The sequence below is a fragment of the Serratia sp. 506_PEND genome (genome assembly GCF_001076875.1).
GTDB lineage: Bacteria > Pseudomonadota > Gammaproteobacteria > Enterobacterales > Enterobacteriaceae > Serratia > Serratia marcescens.
The window spans coordinates 1-21,737 of record NZ_JVEL01000385.1; the positions used below are offsets into that span (position 1 = coordinate 1).

At 63.9% G+C, this 21,737-nt stretch carries 24 protein-coding genes; 21 read left to right on the forward strand and 3 right to left on the reverse strand.

The window, feature by feature from the left end:
- From ADK28_RS13145 to ADK28_RS13160, 4 genes are all read left to right on the forward strand, one after another.
- Window positions 1-520: DUF3156 family protein (locus ADK28_RS13145; RefSeq protein ID WP_048795854.1), on the forward strand; the 520-nt coding region annotated here is incomplete at its 5' end.
- Window positions 513-1,295 (forward strand): SDR family NAD(P)-dependent oxidoreductase, encoded by a 783-nt coding sequence (locus ADK28_RS13150; protein WP_025305180.1) that lies wholly within the window; start codon window positions 513-515, stop codon window positions 1,293-1,295. The genes ADK28_RS13145 and ADK28_RS13150, both read left to right, overlap by 8 nt.
- Before the next feature lie 11 nt (window positions 1,296-1,306).
- Entirely contained in the window at window positions 1,307-2,104 is a 798-nt protein-coding gene (locus ADK28_RS13155; protein WP_016929195.1) for a MoaF C-terminal domain-containing protein, read from the forward strand.
- Window positions 2,105-2,108: 4 nt separating this feature from the next.
- Window positions 2,109-2,900, forward strand: a complete 792-nt coding sequence (locus ADK28_RS13160; protein WP_033638798.1) for an SDR family oxidoreductase — start codon at window positions 2,109-2,111, stop codon at window positions 2,898-2,900.
- Window positions 2,901-2,956: 56 nt separating this feature from the next.
- Here ADK28_RS13160 and hpaR read toward each other — a convergent pair whose 3' ends face one another.
- A complete protein-coding gene (gene hpaR, locus ADK28_RS13165) occupies window positions 2,957-3,409 on the reverse strand; it encodes a homoprotocatechuate degradation operon regulator HpaR (protein WP_004933183.1) in 453 nt (150 codons plus the stop codon).
- 326 nt (window positions 3,410-3,735) lie between these two features.
- On the opposite strand from hpaR, the gene ADK28_RS13170 reads away from it, so the two are divergent.
- From ADK28_RS13170 to hpaC, 11 genes are all read left to right on the forward strand, one after another.
- A complete protein-coding gene (locus tag ADK28_RS13170) occupies window positions 3,736-4,368 on the forward strand; it encodes a fumarylacetoacetate hydrolase family protein (RefSeq protein WP_025305184.1) in 633 nt (210 codons plus the stop codon).
- Window positions 4,365-5,129 (forward strand): fumarylacetoacetate hydrolase family protein, encoded by a 765-nt coding sequence (locus ADK28_RS13175; RefSeq protein WP_048795855.1) that lies wholly within the window; start codon window positions 4,365-4,367, stop codon window positions 5,127-5,129. The genes ADK28_RS13170 and ADK28_RS13175 overlap by 4 nt, the downstream gene beginning before the upstream one ends.
- Window positions 5,126-6,580, forward strand: coding sequence for a 5-carboxymethyl-2-hydroxymuconate semialdehyde dehydrogenase (gene hpaE, locus ADK28_RS13180; protein WP_033631722.1), 1,455 nt, complete (start codon window positions 5,126-5,128; stop codon window positions 6,578-6,580). The genes ADK28_RS13175 and hpaE overlap by 4 nt, the downstream gene beginning before the upstream one ends.
- A 37-nt stretch (window positions 6,581-6,617) precedes the next feature.
- Entirely contained in the window at window positions 6,618-7,691 is a 1,074-nt protein-coding gene (gene hpaD, locus ADK28_RS13185) for a 3,4-dihydroxyphenylacetate 2,3-dioxygenase (RefSeq protein WP_025305186.1), read from the forward strand.
- A 50-nt stretch (window positions 7,692-7,741) separates the two neighbouring features.
- Window positions 7,742-8,128 (forward strand): 5-carboxymethyl-2-hydroxymuconate Delta-isomerase, encoded by a 387-nt coding sequence (locus tag ADK28_RS13190; RefSeq protein ID WP_048795856.1) that lies wholly within the window; start codon window positions 7,742-7,744, stop codon window positions 8,126-8,128.
- A 14-nt stretch (window positions 8,129-8,142) separates the two neighbouring features.
- On the forward strand, window positions 8,143-8,946 hold the full coding sequence (gene hpaH, locus ADK28_RS13195) for a 2-oxo-hept-4-ene-1,7-dioate hydratase (RefSeq protein WP_004933170.1): 804 nt from the start codon (window positions 8,143-8,145) through the stop codon (window positions 8,944-8,946).
- 76 nt (window positions 8,947-9,022) lie between these two features.
- A complete protein-coding gene (hpaI, locus tag ADK28_RS13200) occupies window positions 9,023-9,817 on the forward strand; it encodes a 4-hydroxy-2-oxoheptanedioate aldolase (protein ID WP_033631724.1) in 795 nt (264 codons plus the stop codon).
- A 3-nt stretch (window positions 9,818-9,820) separates the two neighbouring features.
- Entirely contained in the window at window positions 9,821-11,191 is a 1,371-nt protein-coding gene (gene hpaX, locus ADK28_RS13205) for a 4-hydroxyphenylacetate permease (protein WP_048795857.1), read from the forward strand.
- 34 nt (window positions 11,192-11,225) lie between these two features.
- A complete protein-coding gene (hpaA, locus tag ADK28_RS13210; protein WP_004933161.1) occupies window positions 11,226-12,122 on the forward strand; it encodes a 4-hydroxyphenylacetate catabolism regulatory protein HpaA in 897 nt (298 codons plus the stop codon).
- A gap of 178 nt (window positions 12,123-12,300) precedes the next feature.
- Entirely contained in the window at window positions 12,301-13,863 is a 1,563-nt protein-coding gene (gene hpaB / locus ADK28_RS13215; RefSeq protein WP_004933158.1) for a 4-hydroxyphenylacetate 3-monooxygenase, oxygenase component, read from the forward strand.
- A 16-nt stretch (window positions 13,864-13,879) separates the two neighbouring features.
- Entirely contained in the window at window positions 13,880-14,395 is a 516-nt protein-coding gene (gene hpaC / locus ADK28_RS13220) for a 4-hydroxyphenylacetate 3-monooxygenase, reductase component (protein ID WP_016929186.1), read from the forward strand.
- A gap of 33 nt (window positions 14,396-14,428) precedes the next feature.
- On the opposite strand, the gene ampH is transcribed toward hpaC, so the two are convergent.
- Both ampH and ADK28_RS13230 read right to left on the reverse strand, forming a co-directional pair.
- A complete protein-coding gene (ampH, locus tag ADK28_RS13225) occupies window positions 14,429-15,571 on the reverse strand; it encodes a D-alanyl-D-alanine-carboxypeptidase/endopeptidase AmpH (RefSeq protein ID WP_048795858.1) in 1,143 nt (380 codons plus the stop codon).
- 126 nt (window positions 15,572-15,697) lie between these two features.
- The gene (locus tag ADK28_RS13230; RefSeq protein WP_004933150.1) at window positions 15,698-16,456 is read right to left on the reverse strand and encodes a FadR/GntR family transcriptional regulator; all 759 of its coding nucleotides are present in this window, start codon (window positions 16,454-16,456) and stop codon (window positions 15,698-15,700) included.
- Window positions 16,457-16,691: 235 nt separating this feature from the next.
- Between ADK28_RS13230 and ADK28_RS13235 the strand changes: the two genes are divergently transcribed.
- Genes ADK28_RS13235 through ADK28_RS13260 form a run of 6 tightly spaced genes read left to right on the forward strand, consistent with a single transcriptional unit; the run spans window position 16,692 to window position 21,583 of the window.
- Window positions 16,692-17,432 (forward strand): SDR family oxidoreductase, encoded by a 741-nt coding sequence (locus ADK28_RS13235; RefSeq protein ID WP_016929185.1) that lies wholly within the window; start codon window positions 16,692-16,694, stop codon window positions 17,430-17,432.
- 25 nt (window positions 17,433-17,457) lie between these two features.
- Window positions 17,458-18,303 (forward strand): fumarylacetoacetate hydrolase family protein, encoded by an 846-nt coding sequence (locus tag ADK28_RS13240; RefSeq protein ID WP_048795859.1) that lies wholly within the window; start codon window positions 17,458-17,460, stop codon window positions 18,301-18,303.
- Window positions 18,304-18,317: 14 nt separating this feature from the next.
- Window positions 18,318-19,595, forward strand: a complete 1,278-nt coding sequence (locus tag ADK28_RS13245) for an L-fuconate dehydratase (protein ID WP_048795860.1) — start codon at window positions 18,318-18,320, stop codon at window positions 19,593-19,595.
- A 14-nt stretch (window positions 19,596-19,609) separates the two neighbouring features.
- Window positions 19,610-20,473 carry an amidohydrolase family protein gene (locus tag ADK28_RS13250; protein ID WP_048326043.1) on the forward strand — a complete coding sequence of 288 codons (864 nt, stop codon included), beginning with the start codon at window positions 19,610-19,612 and terminating at the stop codon, window positions 20,471-20,473.
- Window positions 20,451-21,227 (forward strand): SDR family oxidoreductase, encoded by a 777-nt coding sequence (locus ADK28_RS13255; protein WP_048795861.1) that lies wholly within the window; start codon window positions 20,451-20,453, stop codon window positions 21,225-21,227. Before ADK28_RS13250 ends, ADK28_RS13255 begins: the two co-directional genes overlap by 23 nt.
- Window positions 21,224-21,583: an L-rhamnose mutarotase gene (locus ADK28_RS13260; protein WP_015376547.1), complete on the forward strand. Its 360-nt coding sequence runs from the start codon at window positions 21,224-21,226 to the stop codon at window positions 21,581-21,583. The genes ADK28_RS13255 and ADK28_RS13260 overlap by 4 nt, the downstream gene beginning before the upstream one ends.
- Window positions 21,584-21,737: the final 154 nt, after the last annotated feature.

A 21,737-nucleotide genomic window follows, 5' to 3' on the forward strand; every position in this document is an offset into this window, starting at 1 on the left:
GTTGGATCGTCTGGCGCGCAACCTGGAACCCTACGCGTGCGAACGCCTGGCGCCGGGCCTGCTGCGGCTGACGCTGCCGCAGGGGCCGCAGATCGAGGTCAGCGAACAGGTGCAGGGGCTGTTTATGGCGCATATCGTCAGCCACCGTTTTCGGCTGCAGGGCGCATGCGCAGCGCAGCCTCCGCTGACGCTGGACGTGGTGGCCGGCGGTTGGCTGCGGCGGCGCGGGGTGCGCTATCTGCTGCGTCAGCGCCATACGGCCGCGCAGCGGTTGCTGGCCGGCCTGCAGCGCTACCCGCAGATCGGCGAGACGCTGGCGCAGCTGGATTTTCGCCGCGTGCGGCTGACGGTGAACGACGGGCGCTGGCAGGTGGATATCGAGCATTTCGCCGCCTCGGAGGTGGTCAGCCGCGTGCCGGCCGGCCGCCGCTATCTGCGGCTGGATGCCGAACAGCGGCGGCTGCTGTTGAGCAGTCTGCTGATGATCGGCCAACTGATGGAGAAGCTGAATCATGAATAGAGTGGTTGTGATTACCGGCGGCGGCACCGGCGTCGGCGCCGCCTGCGCCCGTCTGCTGGCGGCGCAGGGCGATCGGGTGTTCATCATCGGCCGCCGTCCGGAACCGCTGACGGCGCTGGCGCAAGAGATCGGCGCGCAGGCGCTGGTGGGCGACGCCGCCAGCGGCGAGAGCTGGGCCCACACGCTGCTGCCGGCCATTCTGCGCGACGCCGGGCGCATCGACTGCCTGATCGGCAGCGCCGGCGGCATGGGCTTCAAGCGCATTACCGAGATGACCGACGCGCAGTGGCAAGGGGCGATGGACAGCAACCTCAACAGCGCTTTCGCCAGTGCGCGCGCCTGCCTGCCGGAGCTGATCAAGAGCGGCGGCAACCTGCTGTTCGTGGCCTCGATCGCCTCGCTGGCCGCCGGGCCGGAGGTTTGCGGCTACGTTACCGCCAAGCACGCGCTGATCGGGCTGATGCGTTCCATTGCCCGCGACTATGGCCCGCTGGGCGTGCGCGCCAACGCGGTGTGCCCGGGCTGGGTGACCACGCCGATGGCGGACGAAGAGATGCAACTGCTGATGGACGCCCATCAGATTTCGCTGGAGCAGGCCTACCAAATGGTCTGTCGCGACGTACCGCTGCGCCGGCCGGCCAGCGCCGAGGAGATCGCCCGCGTCTGCCGTTTCCTCTGTTCCAGCGAAGCTTCCATCATTACCGGCGCGGCGCTGGTGGCCGACGGCGGCTCCACTATCGTCGATGTGCCGACCTTGGCTTTCACTTCCCTGTAAGGAGCATTTCCATGAGTTCAGAAGCGGTATTCATTCAGGTTGGCGCGCTGGCGGAAGGTTTTGCGCCGCACAGCAACACGCTGGAACGGCAGCACGGCCTGGCGGGCGCCACGTTGACGCTGCGCTTTAGCGACGGCGCGACGCAGCGCTGTCGGTTTACCGATGAGCAGACGCTGGAGTGGGGTGAGCGGCGCGGTATCGCCTATCGCGCCACCAGCATTCGCCCCGGCGTGTTGTTCATCGATTTTCTCGATCCCGCCCGCGCCAACGCCAGCATTACGCTGGTGTGCGACCGCAATCAGGGCAACTTCAGCGCGGTGTACGGCCAACTGCCGGACGAAGCGCAGACGCGGCTCGACGCCTTCAGCCGGGTGGAGCAGGGGCTGCCGCTGACCGCGGTCGAGGCCGAATTCCGCTTCGGCACGCTGGATGACGCCGACGTGGCGCCGCCGGGCTTTACCGATGAGCTGATCGGCATGCGCAATATGTACACCTACAGCCCGACCGAACGGTACGAGCACATCTACCTGAACGACAACTTCTACGCCTGGCAGTGTCTGGACGGGGTGGAGAAAGGGCTGGCGGATGTCGATCGCTGCCACTACGTGAAGGTGGCGGAGCAGCTTTATCTGTTCGTCTGGCGCGAGAAGATCATTCCGACGCTGGGGGTGGTGATGATCGATCTGCAGGGCATGCGCACCGACGGCAAGATCCTCGGTTATCAGGGCAGCGATTTCAGCGCGTTGAGCAACTTTGCGGTGGGCGCCCATGCGCAGGTGCTGAACACCACGCGCCACCCGCGAGGATAGGCCGATGAGCGCAACCTATGCGGCCGATGCCTTTGCAGGACAGGTGGTGCTGGTGACCGGCGGCGCGCAGGGCATTGGGCTGGCGATCGTCAGCGCGTTTGCCCGGCTGGGCGCCGAGGTGACGATCGCGGACGTGCAGTTGCCGCAGGCGCAGGCGGCGGCGCAAACGCTGCGGGACGAAGGGTTGAACGTGCAGGCGCTGGCCTGCGATCTGGCCGAGCCGGGGCAGATAGCCGAGTTGGTGGCGGCGGTGGGCGAGCGGCATCAACGGCTGGATGTGGTGATCCACAACGCCGCCTATTTTCCGCTGACGCCGTTCGCTGCCATCGACGCGGCCCTGTTGCAACGCACGCTGAGCGTCAATCTGATGGCGCCGTTCTTTCTGGCGCAAACGGCGCTGCCGTGGATGCGCCGCGCCGGCGGCGGCAGCCTGCTGGTGACCTCGTCGGTGACCGGCCCGCGGGTGGCGTATCCGGGGCTGGCGCACTACGCCGCCTCCAAGGCCGGGGTGAACGGGTTTATTCGCGCGGCGGCGCTGGAGCTGGCGGCGGAGAATATTCGCGTCAACGGCGTGGAGCCGGGGATGATCCGCACGCCGGCGATGGCCAACCTGGGCGATGCGCAGGTGAATCAGGCGATCGCCGCTGCGGTGCCGCTCGGGCGGCTGGGGGAACCGGAAGACATCGCCGCGGCGATGGTGTTTCTCGCCTCGCCGGCGGCGGCCTATATCACCGGCCAGACGCTGGTGGTGGACGGCGGCGCGCTGTTGCCGGAAACGAATTCTCTGCTTACTTGACGCTGCAGCGTTGTTGGCTGCAACGCCAATTAATTTGAGAATTCCGGTTGGTTAAATCACTGCTTGGCGGGATGCGCGGTGACGTTGGCGGGCAGGCTGTCGCCCAGGGTGATCAGCTCGTCCAGCAACGTCATCAGTTGGTCCATTTTCTGCCGCGAGAAAGCGGCTTCAATCTCGGCGTAGCCCTGTTCCACCTGGTGGCGCGCCACTTCATACAGATCCTGGCCCTGTTGGGTCAGCGACACGTACAGCTTGCGCTGATCGTTAACCGGCTTGAGGCGGAAGATCAGCTTATCACGCTCCATGCGCGACAGAATGCCGGTCAGGCTGGGACGCAGGATGCAGGTTTCCGCCGCCAGTTCGTGGAATTCGATCGAACGGCTGTTGGCCAGCACGCGGATGATGCGCCACTGCTGTTCGGTCAGGTTGTGGCTTTTCAGGATCGGGCGGAAGAACCCCATGGCGGTTTCACGCGCCTGCAGCAGGGCGATGGTTAACGATTCATGCATAAGTTTGGCCTTAGCTATCAAGGTGTTCGCTGTTCGGCGCTCGTCATGGGGGCGCCTGCCCCGCAAAGCCCGATTTTGTTAATAACTTAATAGTAGCCAAAGTTACCCGTAGGGATAAAGCAAAAATGCGCGGCGCAGCGAAAAATGGCGAGAAAAATGATTAATGCGTTGAATAATCACGCCAATGTTCGTTGTTTGTGAATATTTTGTTATCACGATCACAAATCATTCCAAGCGCGTTGCGTAAAAGCTGCACAGCGTATAAAAGTAATCATTAATATGTTAATGAATGCCGGTTGTCATGTTTTGCCATTGGAGGAGTTCGCATGAAAGGCACCGTATTTTCCGTTGCGCTGAACCACCGCAGCCAACTGGACGCCTGGGATCAGGCGTTTCACCAGCCGCCGTATCAAACCCCGCCCAAAACCCCGGTGTGGTTTATCAAACCGCGCAACACCCACCTCGCCAACGGCGGGGCGATCCCGTTTCCGGCCGGTGAAACCGTGCAGAGCGGCGGCACGCTGGCGGTGATCATCGGCGACACCGCGCGCAAGGTGCCGGCGGCGCAGGTGGGCCGTTATCTGGCCGGGTATGCGTTGGCCAACGACGTCAGCCTGCCGGAAAGCAGCTTCTACCGCCCGGCGATCAAGGCCAAATGCCGCGACGGGTTCTGCCCGCTGGGAGAGATCGGCCAGTTGGAGAATGCCGATCGGCTGGAGATCGTCACCGAGATCAACGGCGTGGAGCAGGATCGCTGGTCCACCGCCGATCTGGTGCGCTCGGTGCCGGAACTGATCGCCGCCATCAGCGATTTCATCACCCTGCAGCCGGGCGATGCGGTGCTGATCGGCACCCCTCACCAGCGGGTGGAGATCAAACCGGGGGATGAGGTGACGGTGCGCGCCGCCGGCCTGCCCACTCTCACCAACCGCGTCACCCAGGCAGGAGCTGCATCATGAAACATGCCCGTATTCGCCATCATGGCCAGATCGTCAACGTTCAAGTGGACGACCAGCTGCGCGTCACGCTGCCGAACGGCGAGGTGCTGCAGGAGCGCGAAGTGGAATGGCTGCCGCCGGCGCAGGGCACGGTGTTCGCCCTGGGGCTGAACTATGCCGACCACGCCAGCGAGCTGGAATTCAAGGCGCCGGAAGAGCCGCTGGTGTTCCTCAAGGCGCCGAACACCCTGACCGGCCACCGTCAGGTGTCGGTGCGTCCGGCCGGCGTGGAGTACATGCATTACGAAGCCGAGCTGGTGGCGGTGATCGGCAAGACCGCGTGCAACGTCAGCCGCGAGCGCGCCATGGAGTATGTGGCGGGTTACACCCTGTGCAACGACTACGCCATCCGCGACTACCTGGAGAACTACTACCGGCCGAATCTGCGGGTGAAGAGCCGCGATACCCTGACGCCGATCGGGCCGTACATTGTCGATCGCGACGACGTCGCCGATCCGCACCGGCTGGCGCTCAGCACCTACGTCAACGGCGAGCTGCGCCAGCGCGGCAGCACCGCCGACATGATTTTCGACATTCCGTTCCTGATCGCCTACCTGAGCGAATTCATGACGCTGCAGCCGGGCGACATGATCGCCACCGGCACGCCGAAAGGGCTGGCCGACGTGCAGCCGGGCGATGAAGTGGTGGTGGAGATCGAGGGCATCGGCCGTCTGGTTAACCACATTATCAGTGAAAAAGATTACGAGGAGAGCCTGCGATGAAAACCATCAACCACTGGATCAACGGCAAGAACGTCGCCAGCAAAGAGTATTTCACCACCACCAACCCGGCGAACGGCGAGGTGCTGGCAGAAGTGGCCTCCGGCGGTCAGCTGGAGATCGACCAGGCGGTGGCGGCCGCGAAAGAGGCTTTCCCCAAATGGGCCAACACGCCGATGAAAGAGCGCGCGCGCCTGATGCGCCGTCTGGGTGAACTGATCGACCAGAACGTGCCGCAGATCGCCGAAATGGAAACCGCCGACACCGGCCTGCCGATCCATCAGACCAAAAACGTGCTGATCCCGCGCGCTTCGCACAACTTCGAGTTCTTCGCCGAGGTGTGCCAGCAGATGAACGGCAAGACCTACCCGGTGGACGACAAGATGCTCAACTACACGCTGGTGCAGCCGGTGGGGGTGTGCGCGCTGGTGTCGCCGTGGAACGTGCCGTTCATGACCGCCACCTGGAAAACCGCGCCTTGCCTGGCGCTGGGCAACACGGCGGTGCTGAAGATGTCCGAACTGTCGCCGCTGAGCGCCGATCGCCTGGGCGAGCTGGCGCTGGAGGCCGGCATTCCGGCCGGGGTGCTGAACGTGGTGCAGGGCTACGGCGCCACCGCCGGCGACGCGCTGGTGCGCCATAAAGACGTGCGCGCGGTCTCCTTCACCGGCGGCACCGCCACCGGCCGCCGCATCATCGAAAGTGCCGGGCTGAAGAAATTCTCCATGGAGCTGGGCGGCAAGTCGCCGGTGCTGATCTTTGAAGACGCCGACATCGAGCGGGCGCTCGACGCCGCGCTGTTCACCATCTTCTCGATCAACGGCGAACGCTGCACCGCCGGCTCGCGCATCTTCATTCAGGAGAGCATCTACCCGGAATTCGTCAAACGCTTCGCCGAGCGCGCCAACCGTCTGCGCGTGGGCGATCCGCAAGATCCCAACACCCAGGTGGGGGCGCTGATCAGCCCGCAGCACTGGGAAAAAGTCTCCGGCTATATCCGCCTCGGGGTGGAAGAAGGGGCGACCCTGCTGGCCGGCGGCCCGGATAAACCGGCCGGTTTGAGCCACGGCAACTTCCTGCGCCCGACGGTGCTGGCGGATGTCGACAACCGGATGCGCGTGGCGCAGGAGGAGATCTTCGGGCCGGTGGCCTGCCTGTTGCCGTTCAAGTCGGAAGAAGACGGCCTGCGCATGGCCAACGACGTGGAGTACGGCCTGGCGTCGTACATCTGGACGCAGGATGTGAGCAAGGTTCTGCGCCTGGCCCGCGGCATTGAAGCCGGCATGGTTTTCGTCAACACCCAAAACGTGCGCGATCTGCGCCAGCCGTTCGGCGGCGTGAAAGCCTCCGGCACCGGCCGCGAAGGCGGCGAATACAGCTTCGAAGTGTTCGCCGAAATGAAGAACGTGTGCATTTCCATGGGCGACCACCCGATCCCGAAATGGGGCGTTTGAGCCTCAGGCCACAATAATAACGAAAGAGATGAGAACAATGACGACAAAACTGACCACTGATGCTGTCCCTGCTCCCGACGTCGTGCGCTGTGCCTACATGGAAATTCAGGTCACGAACCTTCAAGCCGCACGCGAATTTTACGTCGATATCCTCGGCCTGGTCGTGACCGCCGAAGAGGATAAAACCCTCTACCTGCGTTCGATGGAGGAGTTCATTCACCATAACCTGGTGCTGCGCGAAGGCCCGGTCGCCGCCGTGGCGGCGTTTGCTTTCCGCGTGCGCACGCCGGAAGACGTCGATCGCGCCGAAGCGTATTTCAAGGCGCTTGGTTGCCGCACCGAGCGGCGGGTGAATGGGTTCGCCAAAGGCATCGGCGATGCGGTGCGGGTAGAGGACCCGCTCGGTTTCCCGTATGAGTTTTTCTACGACGTGCAGCACGTCGAGCGTCTGGCCTGGCGCTACGATCTGTATACGCCGGGCGCGCTGGTGCGCCTCGACCACTTTAACCAAATCACCCCTGACGTGCCGCGCGCCGTGGAATACATCCAGGGGCTGGGCTTCCGCGTGACGGAAGACATCCGCGATGAAGACGGCGTGGTTTACGCCGCCTGGATGCGCCGCAAGGCGACGGTGCACGATACCGCGATGACCGGCGGCGCCGGGCCGCGCATGCACCACATCGCCTTCGCCACCCATGAAAAGCACAACATTTTGGCCATCTGCGACAAGCTCGGCGCGCTGCGCAAATCCGATGTGATCGAACGCGGCCCCGGCCGTCACGGCGTCTCCAACGCGTTTTATCTCTACCTGCGCGATCCCGATGGCCACCGCGTGGAAATCTACACGCAGGATTACTATACCGGCGATCCGGACAACCCGACCGTGACCTGGGACGTACATGATAACCAGCGCCGCGACTGGTGGGGCAATCCGGTGGTGCCGAGCTGGTACACCGAAGGCTCGTTGGTGCTGGATCTCGATGGGCAGCCGCAGCCGGTCATCGAGCGCAGTGCGCCCAGCGAAATGGCCGTCACCATCGGCGCAGACGGTTTTTCCTATACCCGCGAGGGCGATACGGAAAAAGGTTTCAAACTTGGCAATACGCTGTAAATGCCGCTGCGCGGGCCGCGCCCGCGCCTATGCGCCGTCTGGAGAACGCTATGCCCCATTTTTACGCTGAATGCACCGACAACATCCGCCGCGAGGCGGATTTGCCCACCCTGTTCGCCAAGGTCAACGAGGCGCTGGCGGCGACCGGCATCTTCCCGCTGGCCGGCGTGCGCAGCCGCGCCATCTGGCTCGACACCTGGCAGATGGCCGACGGCAAACAGGATTACGCCTTCGTGCACATGACGCTGAAGATCGGCCACGGCCGCAGTCTGGAAAGCCGGCAGCAGGTGGGCGAGATGCTGTTTGCGCTGATCACGGAACACTTCGCCGCGCTGATGGCGCAGCGTTACCTGGCGCTCTCTTTCACCATGGAAGAGCTGGATCCGGTGCTGAATTACAAACAGAACAATGTCCACGCGCTGTTCAACAAGGCGTGAATAAGGGGTCGTAAATGCTGGATAAAGAGCAGGTTAACCGCGCCGTGCAGCGCCTGCATCAGGCGGAAAAGAGTCGTGAGCAGATCCGCGCCCTGTCGCTCGATCATCCCGAGATCACCATTGAAGACGCCTATGCCATTCAGCGGCAGTGGGTGGAGCTGAAGATCGCCGAGGGGCGCACGCTCAAAGGCCACAAGATCGGCCTGACCTCACGGGCCATGCAGGTGAGTTCGCAGATCACCGAGCCGGATTACGGCGCGTTGCTGGACGACATGTTCTTCAACGACGGCAGCGACATTCCGATCGATCGCTTTATCGTGCCGCGGGTGGAGGTGGAACTGGCGTTCGTGCTGGCCAAGCCGCTGCGCGGGCCGAACTGCACGCTGTTCGACGTCTACAACGCCACCGACTACGTCATTCCGGCGCTGGAGATCATCGATGCGCGCAGCCACAACGTCGATCCCGAGACGCAGCGGCCGCGCAAGGTGTTCGACACCATCTCCGACAACGCCGCCAACGCCGGGGTGGTGATGGGGGGGCGGCCGATCAAGCCGGATGCGCTGGATCTGCGTTGGATCTCCGCGCTGCTGTACCGCAACGGCGTGATTGAAGAGTCCGGCGTGGCGGCCGCGGTGCTCAACCACCCGGCCAACGGCGTGGCCTGGCTGGCCAACAAGCTGGCGCCGTATGAGGTTGAGCTGGAAGCGGGGCAGGTGATCCTCGGCGGTTCCTTCACCCGGCCGGTGCCGGCGCGGCGCGGCGATACTTTCCACGTCGACTACGGCCCGATGGGCTGCATCAGCTGCCGCTTCGTCTAATAAGCCGGCTCGGCGAACCGGGCCGCAATAACCGGGCGGGGGCCACGCGGCGCACCCGCTTGTCAGGGAGAATGCGATGTTAACCAACCACTTCAAGCGAGCGCTGCAGGAAAAACGCCCGCAGATCGGGCTGTGGCTCGGCCTGTGCAGCAGCTACAGCGCCGAGCTGCTGGCCGGCGCCGGTTTCGACTGGCTGCTGATCGACGGCGAACATGCGCCCAACAACGTGCAAACGGTGCTGGGGCAGCTGCAGGCGGTCGCGCCTTACCCGAGCCAGCCGGTGGTGCGGCCGCCGTGGAACGACGCGGTGATCATCAAGCAGCTGCTGGACGTCGGCGCGCAAACCTTATTGATCCCGATGATTCAAAACGCCGAACAGGCGCGCGACGCGGTGCGCGCCACGCGCTATCCGCCGCACGGCGTGCGCGGCGTCGGCAGCGCTCTGGCGCGCGCCTCGCGCTGGAACCGGGTGCCCGATTACCTGCAGCAGGCCGATGAGCAGATGTGCGTGCTGGTGCAGATTGAAACCCGCGAAGCGGTGAAAAACCTCGACGCCATTTTGCAGGTGGAAGGGGTGGACGGCGTGTTTATCGGCCCGGCTGATCTCAGCGCCGACATGGGCTTTGCCGGCAATCCGCAGCACCCGGAGGTGCAGCGCACCATCGACGACGCGATTGCCCGCATCCGCGCCGCCGGCAAGGCGCCGGGCATTTTGATGGCCAACAAGGCGCTGGCGCAGCGCTATCTGGAAGCCGGCGCGCTGTTCGTCGCGGTAGGGGTGGATACCACTCTGCTGGCGCGGGCGGCGGAAGCCCTGGCGGACGAGTTCAAACAGGGCGGGGCGCAAGCGCCTTCATCGGGAGTCTACTGAACCATGAACCACGTCGATTCGCTGCCGCCGGCCAACCCGGCGCAGCAACATAAAGCGTTAACCGCCGCCGAGCAATCGGTGATTAAAAAGTTGTTTCGGCGCCTGATCATTTTCCTGTTCGTGTTGTTTGTTTTCTCTTTCCTCGATCGTATCAACATCGGCTTCGCCGGGCTGACGATGGGCAAAGATCTCGGCCTCAGCTCGACCATGTTCGGGCTGGCGGCGACGTTGTTCTATGTCACCTACGTGATCTTCGGCATTCCCAGCAACATGATGCTGAGCCGGGTCGGCGCGCGGCGCTGGATCGCCACCATCATGGTGCTGTGGGGTATCGCTTCCACCTGCACCATGTTCGCCACCGGGCCGACCAGCCTGTACGTGCTGCGCATGATCGTCGGCATCACCGAGGCCGGCTTCCTGCCGGGCATTTTGGTGTACCTCACCTACTGGTTCCCGGCGTTTTATCGCGCTCGCGCCAACGCCTTGTTCATGATCGCCATGCCGGTGACCATGGCGATCGGTTCGCTGGTCTCCGGCTATATTCTGGCGCTGGATGGGGTGATGAACCTGAAGGGCTGGCAGTGGCTGTTTCTGCTGGAAGGCATTCCGTCGGTGCTGCTGGGCGTGGTGGTGTGGTTCTATCTCGACGACACGCCAGCCAAAGCCAAGTGGCTGACCGACGACGAAAAAACCAGCCTGAAGGCGATGATGGAGGCCGACAAGCTGCAGCTGGTGCAGCCCAACGGGCCGAGCAGCCACCGCGCGCTGCAGCAGCGCAGCCTGTGGCGTGAGATCTGCACGCCGATTGTGCTGATGTACACGCTGGCCTATTTCTGCCTGACCAACACCCTGAGCGCGATCAACATCTGGACGCCGCAGATCCTGCAGAGCTTTAACCAGGGCAGCAGCAACGTGACGATCGGCATCCTGGCGGCGATCCCGCAGATCTGCACTATCGCCGGCATGGTGTGGTGGAGCAAACGATCCGACAGGCTGCAGGAGCGCAAGCATCACACCGCGCTGCCGTACCTGTTCGCCGCCGCCGGCTGGCTATTGGCGTCCGCCACCGATCACAGCCTGATCCAGCTGCTGGGGATCGTGATGGCGTCGGTCGGTTCCTTTACCGCCATGGCGATCTTCTGGACCACGCCGGATCAGTCGATCAGCCTGGAAGCGCGAGCGGTGGGGATAGCCGTGATCAACGCCACCGGCAACATCGGATCGGCGCTCAGCCCGCTGCTGATCGGCTGGTTCAAGGATCTGACCGGCAGCTTCAACTCCGGGCTGTATTTCGTCTCGGCGCTGTTGATCGTTGGCGCCGTGCTGGTGTGGCGCATCCCGATGAAGGATTCGCGCCCGAGAGCGACGCCTTGATACGCAGATAGGCAGGATTGCAGGAGGTCATGAGGTGCGGAAAAGTACCGGCTTTATCGCCAACATCGATATTTGCAAAGAGTATGACGCGCGCTACGCCGCCGACGAGGTGCACTACGAAACCTTCGCCGGGCTGGCGGCATTCTTCGGCCGCGACATGCAGGTGCACTGGCACGACTGCTTCTTCCAGGTGCATTTCCTGGAGACCGGCAAGATAGAGCTGCAGCTCGACGATCAGCACTATTCGGTGCAGGCGCCGCTGTTCATCCTCACGCCGCCGTCGGTGCCGCATGCGTTCTTCACCGAACCGGACAGCGACGGCCACGTGCTGACGGTGCGCCAGGAGCTGATTTGGCCGCTGCTGGAGCGCCTGTACCCCGGCAGCAACCTGGCGCTGGACATGCCGGGCATCTGCCTGTCGCTGGCCGATGCGCCGCAGGAACTGACGGCGCTCAGCCACTACTGGGCGCTGATCCGCCGCGAGTTCGCGCAGAACCTGGCCGGGCGAGAACAGACGTTGGCGCTGTTGGCGCAGGCGGTGTTCACGCTGCTGCTGCGCAACACCGCGCTGGAAGACAGCGCCAACAGCGGCGTGCGCGGCGAACTGCAGCTGTTCCAGCGCTTCAACAAGATGGTGGACGAGCGTTTTCGCGAGCACCTGCCGGTGCCGGAGTATGCGCAGGCGTTGGGGGTGACTGAATCGCGGCTCAACGATCTGTGTCGGCGCTTCGCCAACCGGCCGCCCAAGCGGCTGATCTTCGATCGGCTGCTGCGCGAGGCCAAGCGCATGCTGCTGTTCAGCGCCTGCACGGTGCATGAAACCGCCTACAGCCTCGGCTTCAAGGATCCGGCCTATTTCGCCCGTTTTTTCAATCGGCTGGAAGGCTGTTCCCCCTCGACCTACCGCGCGGCGCAACACGCCCTTTCGTAACCGCGATCACAGTTTGCCGCGAAAGCGGCAAACTGACCTGAAAAGTACCGGCGATTGCCGCAAAAGTCTCTTCTCGAAACCGGCTTTGGCAGCTTCAATTAAGCAACCAAAAGAAAACATTATTTTAACAAATGGCCGACTCCACGGCCTGAAAAATGCCGATGACGAGGAAGACCCGATGAAACCAGAAGACTTTCGTGCCGACAGCAAACGCCCGTTCACCGGCGCCGAATACCTGAAAAGTTTGCAGGACAGCCGCGAAATCTACATTTACGGCGAGCGCGTGAAAGACGTCACCACCCACCCGGCGTTCCGCAACGCGGCGGCGTCTGTCGGCCAGCTGTACGACGCGCTGCACGATCCGGCCAGCCAGGATCGCCTGTGCTGGAATACCGACACCGGCAACGGCGGCTATACCCACAAATTCTTCCGCTACGCCCGCAGCCCGGAGGAGATGCGCCAGCAGCGTGACGCCATCGCCGACTGGTCGCGTCAAAGCTACGGCTGGATGGGGCGCACGCCGGATTATAAAGCGGCCTTCGGCTGCGCGCTGGGCGCTTATCCGGAGTTCTACGGTCAATTCGCCGATAACGCGCGCCACTGGTACAAACGGATTCAGGAAACCGGGCTCTATTTCAACCACGCCATCGTCAACCCGCCGATCGATCGCCATAAGCCGGTCAACGAGGTGAAGGACGTCTACATTCAGGTGGAGAAAGAGACCGACGCCGGCATCATCGTCAGCGGCGCCAAAGTGGTGGCCACCAACTCGGCGTTGACCCACTACAACTTCATCGGCTTCGGTTCGGCGCAGGTGATGGGCGATAATCCGGACTTTGCGCTGATGTTCGTGGCGCCGATGGACGCCGAAGGGGTGAAGCTGATTTCACGCGCCTCCTACGAGCTGGTGGCCGGCGCGACCGGTTCGCCGTTCGACTACCCGCTGACCAGCCGCTTCGACGAGAACGACGCGATCCTGATCATGGATCATGTGCTGATCCCGTGGGAAAACGTGCTGATCTACCGCGATTTCGACCGCTGTCGCCGCTGGAGCACCCAGGGCGGTTTCGCCCGGCTGTTCCCGCTGCAGGCCTGCGTGCGCCTGGCGGTGAAGATGGATTTCATCACCGCGCTGCTGCAAAAGAGCCTCTCGTGCACCGGCGTGCTGGAGTTCCGCGGCGTGCAGGCCGATCTGGGCGAAGTGGTGGCCTGGCGCAACCTGTTCTGGTCGCTGAGCGACGCGATGTGCGCCGAAGCCACTCAATGGGAAAACGGCGCTTACCTGCCGGATTCCGCCGCGCTGCAAACCTACCGCGTGATGGCGCCGATGGCCTACACCAAGGTGAAACACATCATCGAGAAGAACGTCACCAGCGGCCTGATCTACCTGCCGTCCAGCGTGCGCGACATGAACAACCCGGAGATTGACAAGTACCTGGCGCGCTACGTGCGCGGATCGGACGGCATGGATCACGTCGAGCGCATCAAGATCCTCAAGCTGATGTGGGACGCGATCGGCAGCGAATTCGGCGGGCGCCACGAGCTGTATGAGATCAACTACGCCGGCAGCCAGGATGAGATCCGCCTGCAGTGCCTGCGCCATGCGCAGGGATCCGGCAACATGGATCGCATGATGCAGATGGTCGACAAGTGCCTGGCCGATTACGATCAGCACGGCTGGAAGGTGCCGCACCTGCGGAACAATGACGATATTAATCAGTTGGATAATCTGCTGAAGTAATTCAGGAGGAGGTTGTATGTCTCAGGAAAATGAACAGCGGCTGCGCTTTCGCGACGCGATGGCCAGCCTGTCGGCGGCGGTGAATATCGTCACCACCGACGGCCCGGCAGGGCGCTGCGGCATCACCGCCACGGCGGTGTGCTCGGTGACCGATACGCCGCCGACGCTGCTGGTGTGCATCAACCGCAACAGCGCGATGAACCCGGTGTTTCAGGAAAACCGCAGGCTGTGCGTCAACGTGCTCAACCATGAGCAGGAGCTGATGGCGCGCCACTTCGCCGGCATGACCGGCGTCAGCATGGAAGATCGTTTCCGGCTGGAAGAGTGGCAGCTCGGCGCGCTGGGGCAGCCGGTGCTGCGCAATACCCTGGCCAGCCTGGAAGGGGAGATCGAGCAGATCCAGAGCATCGGCACCCACCAGATGTATCTGGTGCAGATCAAGCAGATCGCGCTGAGCGAAGCCGGCAACGGCCTGATCTACTTCAAGCGCAACTTCCATCCGGTGATCCATCAGATGGCGGTGCCGGCCTGAGGCGTTGGGGCGCAGCAGGCTGCGCCCCGCATATCAGCTCTTGTTGGCCGCCAGATCGCTCACCAGGCGGTTGACCGGATCGCTCATGTTGGTGAACTTGCTCAGCTCCGAGCGGGTCACCACCACGAACACCCCGACGTTTTTCGCCGGGATCATCGCCATGTAGGTAATGAATCCGCCGCCGCCGCCGGTCTTCTGAATGATGCCCGGCAGCCCGTCCTTCGGCGCCATATACACCCAGCCCAATCCCAATGCATCCGCTTGCCCCGGCACGTCCATGCCCTTCAGCGACACCAGATCGTGGCGCTGGAAGTACATGGTTTGCTCGCTGGCGGCGGTGGCTTTGCGCGGACCGCTGGCGCTGGAAGAGAGGAATTGCTGCATCCAGCGCTGCATGTCACGCGGGGTGGAGTAGACCCCGCCGCTGCCGGCCGCGGCGGTGGTGTCGCGGCAGGCGCTCGGGCCGGCCGCCGCCACCATCAGGCGCGAGCACTGTTCGGGGCTCGGCGTCAACGTGGTGTCCACCATGCCGAGCGGCGCGGTGATTTTCTCTTTCAGCAGCGCGCTGTAAGGCTTGCCCGCGGCGCGCGACAGCGCGTCGGCCAGCAGATCGTACGCCAGGTTGGAATAAGCGGCGCGCACGCCCGGCGGCACCGTGACGTTGGCGTGCGCCAGCCACTGCCAGCGCTGGACCTTGGTCGGCCAGGTGAACACTGGCGTTTTCGGCGGCTTCTTGCCCGGCTGCTCGCGCGGCAGCGCGCTGGTGTGGGTCGCCAGGTTCAATAACGTGATCGGCTGGCCGGCGTTGTAAGACGGCACATAGGCGCCCTTGGGAGCGTACTTGCGCAGCGGATCGGTCAGCTTGACCTGACCTGCCGCCGCCATTTTCACCATCACTTCGCTGGTCATCAGCTTGGTGATCGAGGCGATGCGGATCAGCGAATCCGGGCGCGGGCGCAGGTTATTGCCGGGCTTGGTGTCGCCGAAGCTGCGGTTAACCACCTGATTGCCGTCGATCACCACCAGCGCCATGCCGGTGGCGCCGCTGTTGTAGAAAATATGTTCGGCATACTGGTCGACGATTTGCGAAGCCAGCTGCGGGGGCGCGGCCTGCACGGCCAGCGGCGCGGCGCACAGGCCCAGCGCCAGCAATAAAGCGGAGACAGAGTTCTTCAACGGTCGTTATCCATTTAACAATGCAGCGGGAAAGGGCGTAATCCATCGCCCAGTGTAATGTGCCCGCCCCCCCGCTGCATGTAGAAAAAAGAGCGGTGGCGATAAAATTTTTTCACCGCCGGCGGCTTACTGCGCGCGGGCGAAAATGGCGATCACTTCATCCAGGTGCGCCTTCATCGCTTTGCGGGCGCCGCGCACATCGCGCGCTTCGATCGCCGCCAGGATCGCCCGGTGTTCCAGCTCGGAGCGGTGCGGCATGTCGTCCGGCGTATAGTGGCGCTGCAGCACGCGGAACATGCTGCCGTAGCGGTGGCCGAGCAGATGGCCGATGATGAACGCGTAAGCCGGGTTGCCGCTGGCCTGGGCGATGCGGATGTGGAACAGTCGATCGCCGGGGTGGGTGGCGGAGCCGGCGCGGTTATCGCGGCAGTTCTGCTCATAGGCGGCGCGGATGCCCGCCAGCTCCTCGTCGGTGGCGTGGCGCGCGGCCAGCGCAGCGGTCTCCGGTTCAATCAGCAGGCGGGTTTGCAGCAGTGAAAACGGCGGCAGCTCGGCGTTGAAATCCAGCTCGATATTCAGTTCGTCGTCGATCTCCGCCCACTGGTTGCGGCCGGCCTGGGCCATCACCGACTCCTGCGACGCCGCCGGCGGCGTTTGCGAACGCACGATCACCCCGTTGCCCACCTTGACGTCCACCAGGCCGATCACTTCCAACGCGATCAGCGCCTCGCGCACCGACGCGCGGCTGACCTGCAACTGCTGGGCGAGATCGCGCTCCGAGGGCAGGCGGCTGCCAGGCGGAAATTCGTTATTCTCGATAAGACGTTTGAGCTGGTCGGCTATCTGTCTGTAAATCCTTGGGTTTTCCAGTCGGGTAATCGGCATTTTTGACCTTTGACGATTCGGCGTTCAGTGATTTGGCGCACAATTATGCGACAAGGCGCTTGAGTAATCGTTATTCAAGTGTAAAAAAATGGTTAATTGAAATGTGGTTTCAAGGCTGTTTTATTAACTTCTTCCCCCAACGATAACGCGTAAAGCGTCTTTTGTCATGTTAGAGGCCTGACCTTTAATCGCCCTTAGTGGCCTGACCATTAGACCTTTAGGCCGAGGAGTCAAGATGGATTTAACCGGGAAACGCGTACTGATCACCGCCGCCGGGCAAGGGATCGGATTCACCACCGCCAGGCTGTTCGCCGCCGCCGGCGCCGAAGTGATCGCCAGCGATATCAACCTCGAGCGCCTGCAGGGCTGCGCCGGGATCCGCGCGCTGACGCTGAACGTCACCGATCCGGCCGCCATCGCGGCGGCGGCGGAAGCGATCGGCCCGATCGACGTGTTGTTCAACTGCGCCGGCGTAGTGCACAGCGGATCGATCCTCGATTGCAGCGAAGATCAGTGGGCGTTCGCGCTCGATCTCAACGTGACCGCGATGTTCCGCATGATCCGCGCCTTCCTGCCGGGCATGTTGGCGCGCGGCAAAGGCTCGATCATCAACATGTCTTCGGTGGCCTCGAGCGTGAAAGGGGTGCCGAACCGCTTCGCCTACAGCGCCAGCAAGGCGGCGGTGATCGGCCTGACGCGCTCGGTGGCGGCGGATTACGTCACCCAGGGCATCCGCTGCAACGCCATTTGCCCCGGCACGGTGGAATCGCCGTCGCTGCGCCAGCGCATCGCCGAGCAGGCGCGCGAACAGGGGCGCAGCGAGCAAGAGGTGTATCAGGCGTTCGTCGCCCGTCAGCCGATCGGGCGCATCGGCACCACCGAGGAAATCGCCCAATTGGCGCTGTATCTGGCCTCCGACGCCAGTTCGTACACCACCGGCACGGTGCAGATCATCGACGGCGGCTGGAGCAACTGATCCGCCTTTTTTGAGAGAGGAACGCATGAAACTTTTACGTTACGGGCAACCTGGGCAAGAGCGCCCCGGCATGTTGGATGCACAGGGCCGCCTGCGCGATCTGTCGCAGCATATCGCCGACGTGGGCGGCGCCGCGTTATCGCCGGCGTCGCTCGCCAAACTGCGCGCGCTGGACAGCGCCGCATTGCCGCTGGTCGAGGGGGAGCCGCGCCTCGGCGCCTGCGTCGGCGGCATCGGCAAGTTCATCTGCATCGGCCTGAACTACGCCGATCATGCGGCGGAAACCGGCGCGGCCATTCCTGAAGAACCGGTGGTGTTCAACAAATGGACCAGCGCGGTGGTCGGCCCCTACGACCGGGTGGAGATCCCGCGCGGCTCGCAGAAAACCGACTGGGAAGTGGAGCTGGGCGTGGTGATCGGCCTGGGCGGGCGCTACATCAGCGAAGTGGATGCGATGCGCCACGTCGCCGGTTATTGCGTGATCAACGACGTCTCAGAACGCGAATATCAAATTGAGCGCGGCGGCACCTGGGACAAGGGCAAAGGCTGCGACACCTTCGGGCCGATCGGGCCCTGGCTGGTGACCGCCGACGAGATCGCCGATCCGCACAGCCTGAATTTGTGGCTGGAGGTGGACGGCAAGCGCTATCAGGACGGCAACACCAGCACCATGATCTTCCGCATTCCGCAGATCGTCAGCTACCTCAGCCGCTTTATGAGCCTGCAGCCGGGCGACGTGATCTCCACCGGCACGCCGCCGGGCGTCGGCATGGGGCAGAAACCGCAGCCCATCTACCTGCGGGCGGGCCAGACGATGCGTCTGGGCATTGAAGGGCTGGGCGAACAGCGCCAGCAAACCGTACAGGCTTAACCGGGAGCGCCGCCATGACCACCATTACCGCACTGCGGGTTGAAGACATTCGTTTCCCCACCTCGCTGGGGCTGGACGGATCCGACGCCATGAATCCGGATCCCGACTATTCCGCCGCCTACGTGATCCTGGAGACCGACCGCGCGGATCTCAGCGGCCACGGACTGACGTTCACCATCGGCCGCGGCAACGAGATCTGCTGCGCGGCGATCCGTGCGCTGGAGCATCAGATCGTCGGTGAGCGGCTGGAGACGATCGCCGCCGATATGGGCGCCTTCTGGCGGCGCTTCACCAGCGACAGCCAGCTGCGCTGGATCGGGCCGGACAAAGGCGCCATTCACCTGGCGACCGGCGCGGTGGTCAACGCGGTGTGGGATCTGTGGGCCAAATCGGTCGGCAAACCGGTGTGGCGGCTGGTGGCAGAGATGACGCCGGAGGAGCTGGTGCGCTGCATCGACTTCCGTTACATCACCGACTGCATCACGCCGCAGGAAGCGCTGGCGCTGCTGAAACAGCGGGCCGAGGGCAAAGAACGGCGCCTGGAGCGGCTGCTGCAGGAAGGTTACCCCTGCTACACCACTTCGGCAGGTTGGCTGGGGTATCCGGACGACAAGCTGCGCCGCCTGTGCCAGGAAGCGGTCGACGCCGGTTTCTCCTACCTCAAACTGAAGGTCGGGCGCGATCTGGAAGACGACATTCGCCGGGTGCGCATCGCCCGTGAGGTGATCGGCCCGGATCGCCGGCTGATGATCGACGCCAACCAGGTGTGGGAGGTGGACGAAGCCATTCCGTGGGTGAAACATCTGGCGTTTGCCAACCCCTGGTTTATCGAAGAGCCGACCAGCCCGGACGACGTCGAAGGGCATCGCCGCATCCGCGAAGGGGTGGCGCCGGTCAAGGTGGCCACCGGTGAGATGTGCCAGAACCGCATCATGTTCAAGCAGTTCATCATGCGCGGCGCGGTAGACGTGGTGCAGATCGACGCCTGCCGTCTCGGCGGCGTCAACGAAGTGCTGGCGGTGATGCTGATGGCGGCCAAATACCAGCTGCCGGTCTGCCCGCACGCCGGCGGCGTCGGGCTGTGCGAATACGTGCAGCACCTGTCGATGATCGACTACCTGTGTATCGCCGGCACCCACGAAGGCCGGGTGATCGAGTACGTCGATCATTTGCATGAACACTTTGTCGATCCCTGCGTGATCAACGGCGCGGCCTACATGCCGCCGAGCCGGCCCGGTTACTCGATCGAGATGCACCCGTCGTCGATCGAGCAATACCGGTTCCGCGGGTGAAGCGGGAGGATCGCATGCCGCGCATCGACGCTCACCAGCACTACTGGCGCTACCACCCGCAGCACTACCCGTGGATCGACGAGCGGATGCGCGTGCTGCGGCAGGATTTCGATCCGCCCCGGCTGCGGCCGCTGTTGCAGGAACACGGTTTCGACAGCGCGCTGGCGGTGCAGGCGCGCCCCAGCGAGGAAGAGACGCTGGCCTTGCTGGCGCTGGCTGAGCGGAGCGAAGGCGTATGCGGCGTGGTGGGCTGGTTGGATATCGCCGCGCCGCAGCTGGCGCAGCGTCTGGAGGCCCTGAGGCCGCGCGCTGCGCTGCGCGGGGTGCGCCATCAGGTGCAGGACGAAGCGGATCCGGCGGCCTGGTTGGCGCGGCCGGAGGTGGAACGCGGCATGCAAACGCTGCAGCGCGCCGGGTATGTGTACGAGATCCTGGTGACGCATCGGCATCTGGCGGCCGCGGCGTCGTTCGCCGCCCGCCATGACGAGCACTGGCTGGTGCTGGATCACCTCGGCAAGCCGGACATCGCGCGCGGCGCGCGGCACTGGGCGCAGCAAATCCGGCCGCTGGCGGCGCTGCCGCACGTGGCCTGCAAGCTTTCGGGCCTGATCACCGAGGCGCCGGGCGGCCGGTGGCGGGCGGAGGAACTGCTGCCGTTCTTCGACGCCGCGCTGGAGGCGTTCGGCCCGCAGCGGCTGATGTTCGGCTCCGACTGGCCGGTGTGCCTGCTGGCCGGCGACTACCGCCAGGTGGTGCAACTGTGCGAACGGGCGCTGTCGACGCTGGGGGCTGCCGAGCAGGCGGCGATTTGGGGCGACACCGCCTGGCGAATTTACGGTTTAACGGAGTCTGGTTATGGATCTGTATCTGCAAGATAAGGTGGTGCTGGTCACCGGCGGCGGTGCCGGCATCGGCGCGGCGATTTCTCATGTGCTGGCTGAAGAGGGGGCGATCCCGGTGCTGGTCACCAACGCCGCGCCAGAGGCGGCGCTGCTGGCCGATTTGCAGCGGCTGCAGCCGCGCACCGAGGTGATCCTCACCGAATTGTGCGATGAGGCGGCCTGCCGCCGCGCGGTCAGCCAGACGCTGGCGACCTTCGGCCGCGTCGACGGGCTGGTGAATAACGCCGGGGTCAATGACGGCGTCGGGCTGGAGGCGGGGCGTGAAGCGTTCGTCGGTTCGCTGGAAAAGAACCTGGTGCACTACTACCTGATGGCGCACCTGTGCCAGGCGGCGCTGCGGGAGAGCCGGGGCGCCATCGTCAACATCGCCTCAAAGACCGCGCTCAGCGGCCAGGGCGGCACCAGCGGCTATACCGCCGCCAAGGGCGCGGTGCTGGCGCTGACGCGCGAATGGGCAGTGTCGCTGCGCCATGACGGGGTGCGGGTGAACGCGGTGGTGCCGGCGGAGGTGATCACCCCGCAGTACCAGCGCTGGCTCAACACCTTCGCCGAGCCGCAGCGGCAGATGGAGAAAATCACCGCGCGCATTCCGCTCGGGCAGCGCATGACCACGCCGCAAGAAATCGCCGATACCGTGGCGTTTCTGCTGTCGTCGCGGTCATCGCATACCACCGGGCAGTGGCTGTCGGTGGACGGCGGCTACCTGCATCTCGATCGGGCGCTGACGTGAGCGGCGCGGCGGCAGGGCGGCGCCGTTTCTGCCAGGCGCTCGATCTGATTGACTCACCGGCGCTGATTGCGGAGTACCAGCAGCATCATCAGCGCATTTGGCCGGGCATCGCCGCGCATTTGCGCGAGCACGGCATTCTGGACATGGAAATTTACCGGTTGGGCACCCGGCTGTTCATGATCGTGGAGGTCAGCGCCGATTTCGACGCCGCGCGCTTTGACGCCGCCAGCCTGAACAACCCCGAAGTACAGCGATGGGAAGCGCTGATGTGGCACTACCAGGCCGCCACCCCCTGGACGCCGCAGGGCGAAAAATGGGTGGAAATGGCGCGGATTTTCTCTCTGCAACAGCAATAACGCCAACATCATCATCGCCAGACGATACGAGGGTATCACCATGCTTGCTGAAAAAAGTGCGGCCTCCGCGCAGCCGGGCGTCCCCGTGACCGCCAATCTGCGCTGGGCCTTTATCCTGATCACCAGCCTGTTCTTCATGTGGGGGCTGTCCTAT

Bases quoted from the DNA above. Each gene is read 5' to 3' on its own strand.
- hpaC (WP_016929186.1), top strand. From the start codon at position 13,880: ATGTCTCAGGAAAATGAACAGCGGCTGCGCTTTCGCGACGCGATGGCC.
- ADK28_RS13155 (WP_016929195.1), top strand. From the start codon at position 1,307: ATGAGTTCAGAAGCGGTATTCATTCAGGTTGGCGCGCTGGCGGAAGGT.
- ADK28_RS13235 (WP_016929185.1), top strand. From the start codon at position 16,692: ATGGATTTAACCGGGAAACGCGTACTGATCACCGCCGCCGGGCAAGGG.
- hpaD (WP_025305186.1), top strand. From the start codon at position 6,618: ATGACGACAAAACTGACCACTGATGCTGTCCCTGCTCCCGACGTCGTG.
- ADK28_RS13245 (WP_048795860.1), top strand. From the start codon at position 18,318: ATGACCACCATTACCGCACTGCGGGTTGAAGACATTCGTTTCCCCACC.
- ADK28_RS13150 (WP_025305180.1), top strand. From the start codon at position 513: ATGAATAGAGTGGTTGTGATTACCGGCGGCGGCACCGGCGTCGGCGCC.
- hpaI (WP_033631724.1), top strand. From the start codon at position 9,023: ATGTTAACCAACCACTTCAAGCGAGCGCTGCAGGAAAAACGCCCGCAG.
- hpaB (WP_004933158.1), top strand. From the start codon at position 12,301: ATGAAACCAGAAGACTTTCGTGCCGACAGCAAACGCCCGTTCACCGGC.
- ADK28_RS13175 (WP_048795855.1), top strand. From the start codon at position 4,365: ATGAAACATGCCCGTATTCGCCATCATGGCCAGATCGTCAACGTTCAA.
- hpaE (WP_033631722.1), top strand. From the start codon at position 5,126: ATGAAAACCATCAACCACTGGATCAACGGCAAGAACGTCGCCAGCAAA.
- ADK28_RS13250 (WP_048326043.1), top strand. From the start codon at position 19,610: ATGCCGCGCATCGACGCTCACCAGCACTACTGGCGCTACCACCCGCAG.
- ADK28_RS13230 (WP_004933150.1), bottom strand. From the start codon at position 16,456: ATGCCGATTACCCGACTGGAAAACCCAAGGATTTACAGACAGATAGCC.
- ADK28_RS13170 (WP_025305184.1), top strand. From the start codon at position 3,736: ATGAAAGGCACCGTATTTTCCGTTGCGCTGAACCACCGCAGCCAACTG.
- ADK28_RS13190 (WP_048795856.1), top strand. From the start codon at position 7,742: ATGCCCCATTTTTACGCTGAATGCACCGACAACATCCGCCGCGAGGCG.
- hpaR (WP_004933183.1), bottom strand. From the start codon at position 3,409: ATGCATGAATCGTTAACCATCGCCCTGCTGCAGGCGCGTGAAACCGCC.
- ADK28_RS13160 (WP_033638798.1), top strand. From the start codon at position 2,109: ATGAGCGCAACCTATGCGGCCGATGCCTTTGCAGGACAGGTGGTGCTG.
- ADK28_RS13255 (WP_048795861.1), top strand. From the start codon at position 20,451: ATGGATCTGTATCTGCAAGATAAGGTGGTGCTGGTCACCGGCGGCGGT.
- hpaH (WP_004933170.1), top strand. From the start codon at position 8,143: ATGCTGGATAAAGAGCAGGTTAACCGCGCCGTGCAGCGCCTGCATCAG.
- ADK28_RS13240 (WP_048795859.1), top strand. From the start codon at position 17,458: ATGAAACTTTTACGTTACGGGCAACCTGGGCAAGAGCGCCCCGGCATG.
- hpaX (WP_048795857.1), top strand. From the start codon at position 9,821: ATGAACCACGTCGATTCGCTGCCGCCGGCCAACCCGGCGCAGCAACAT.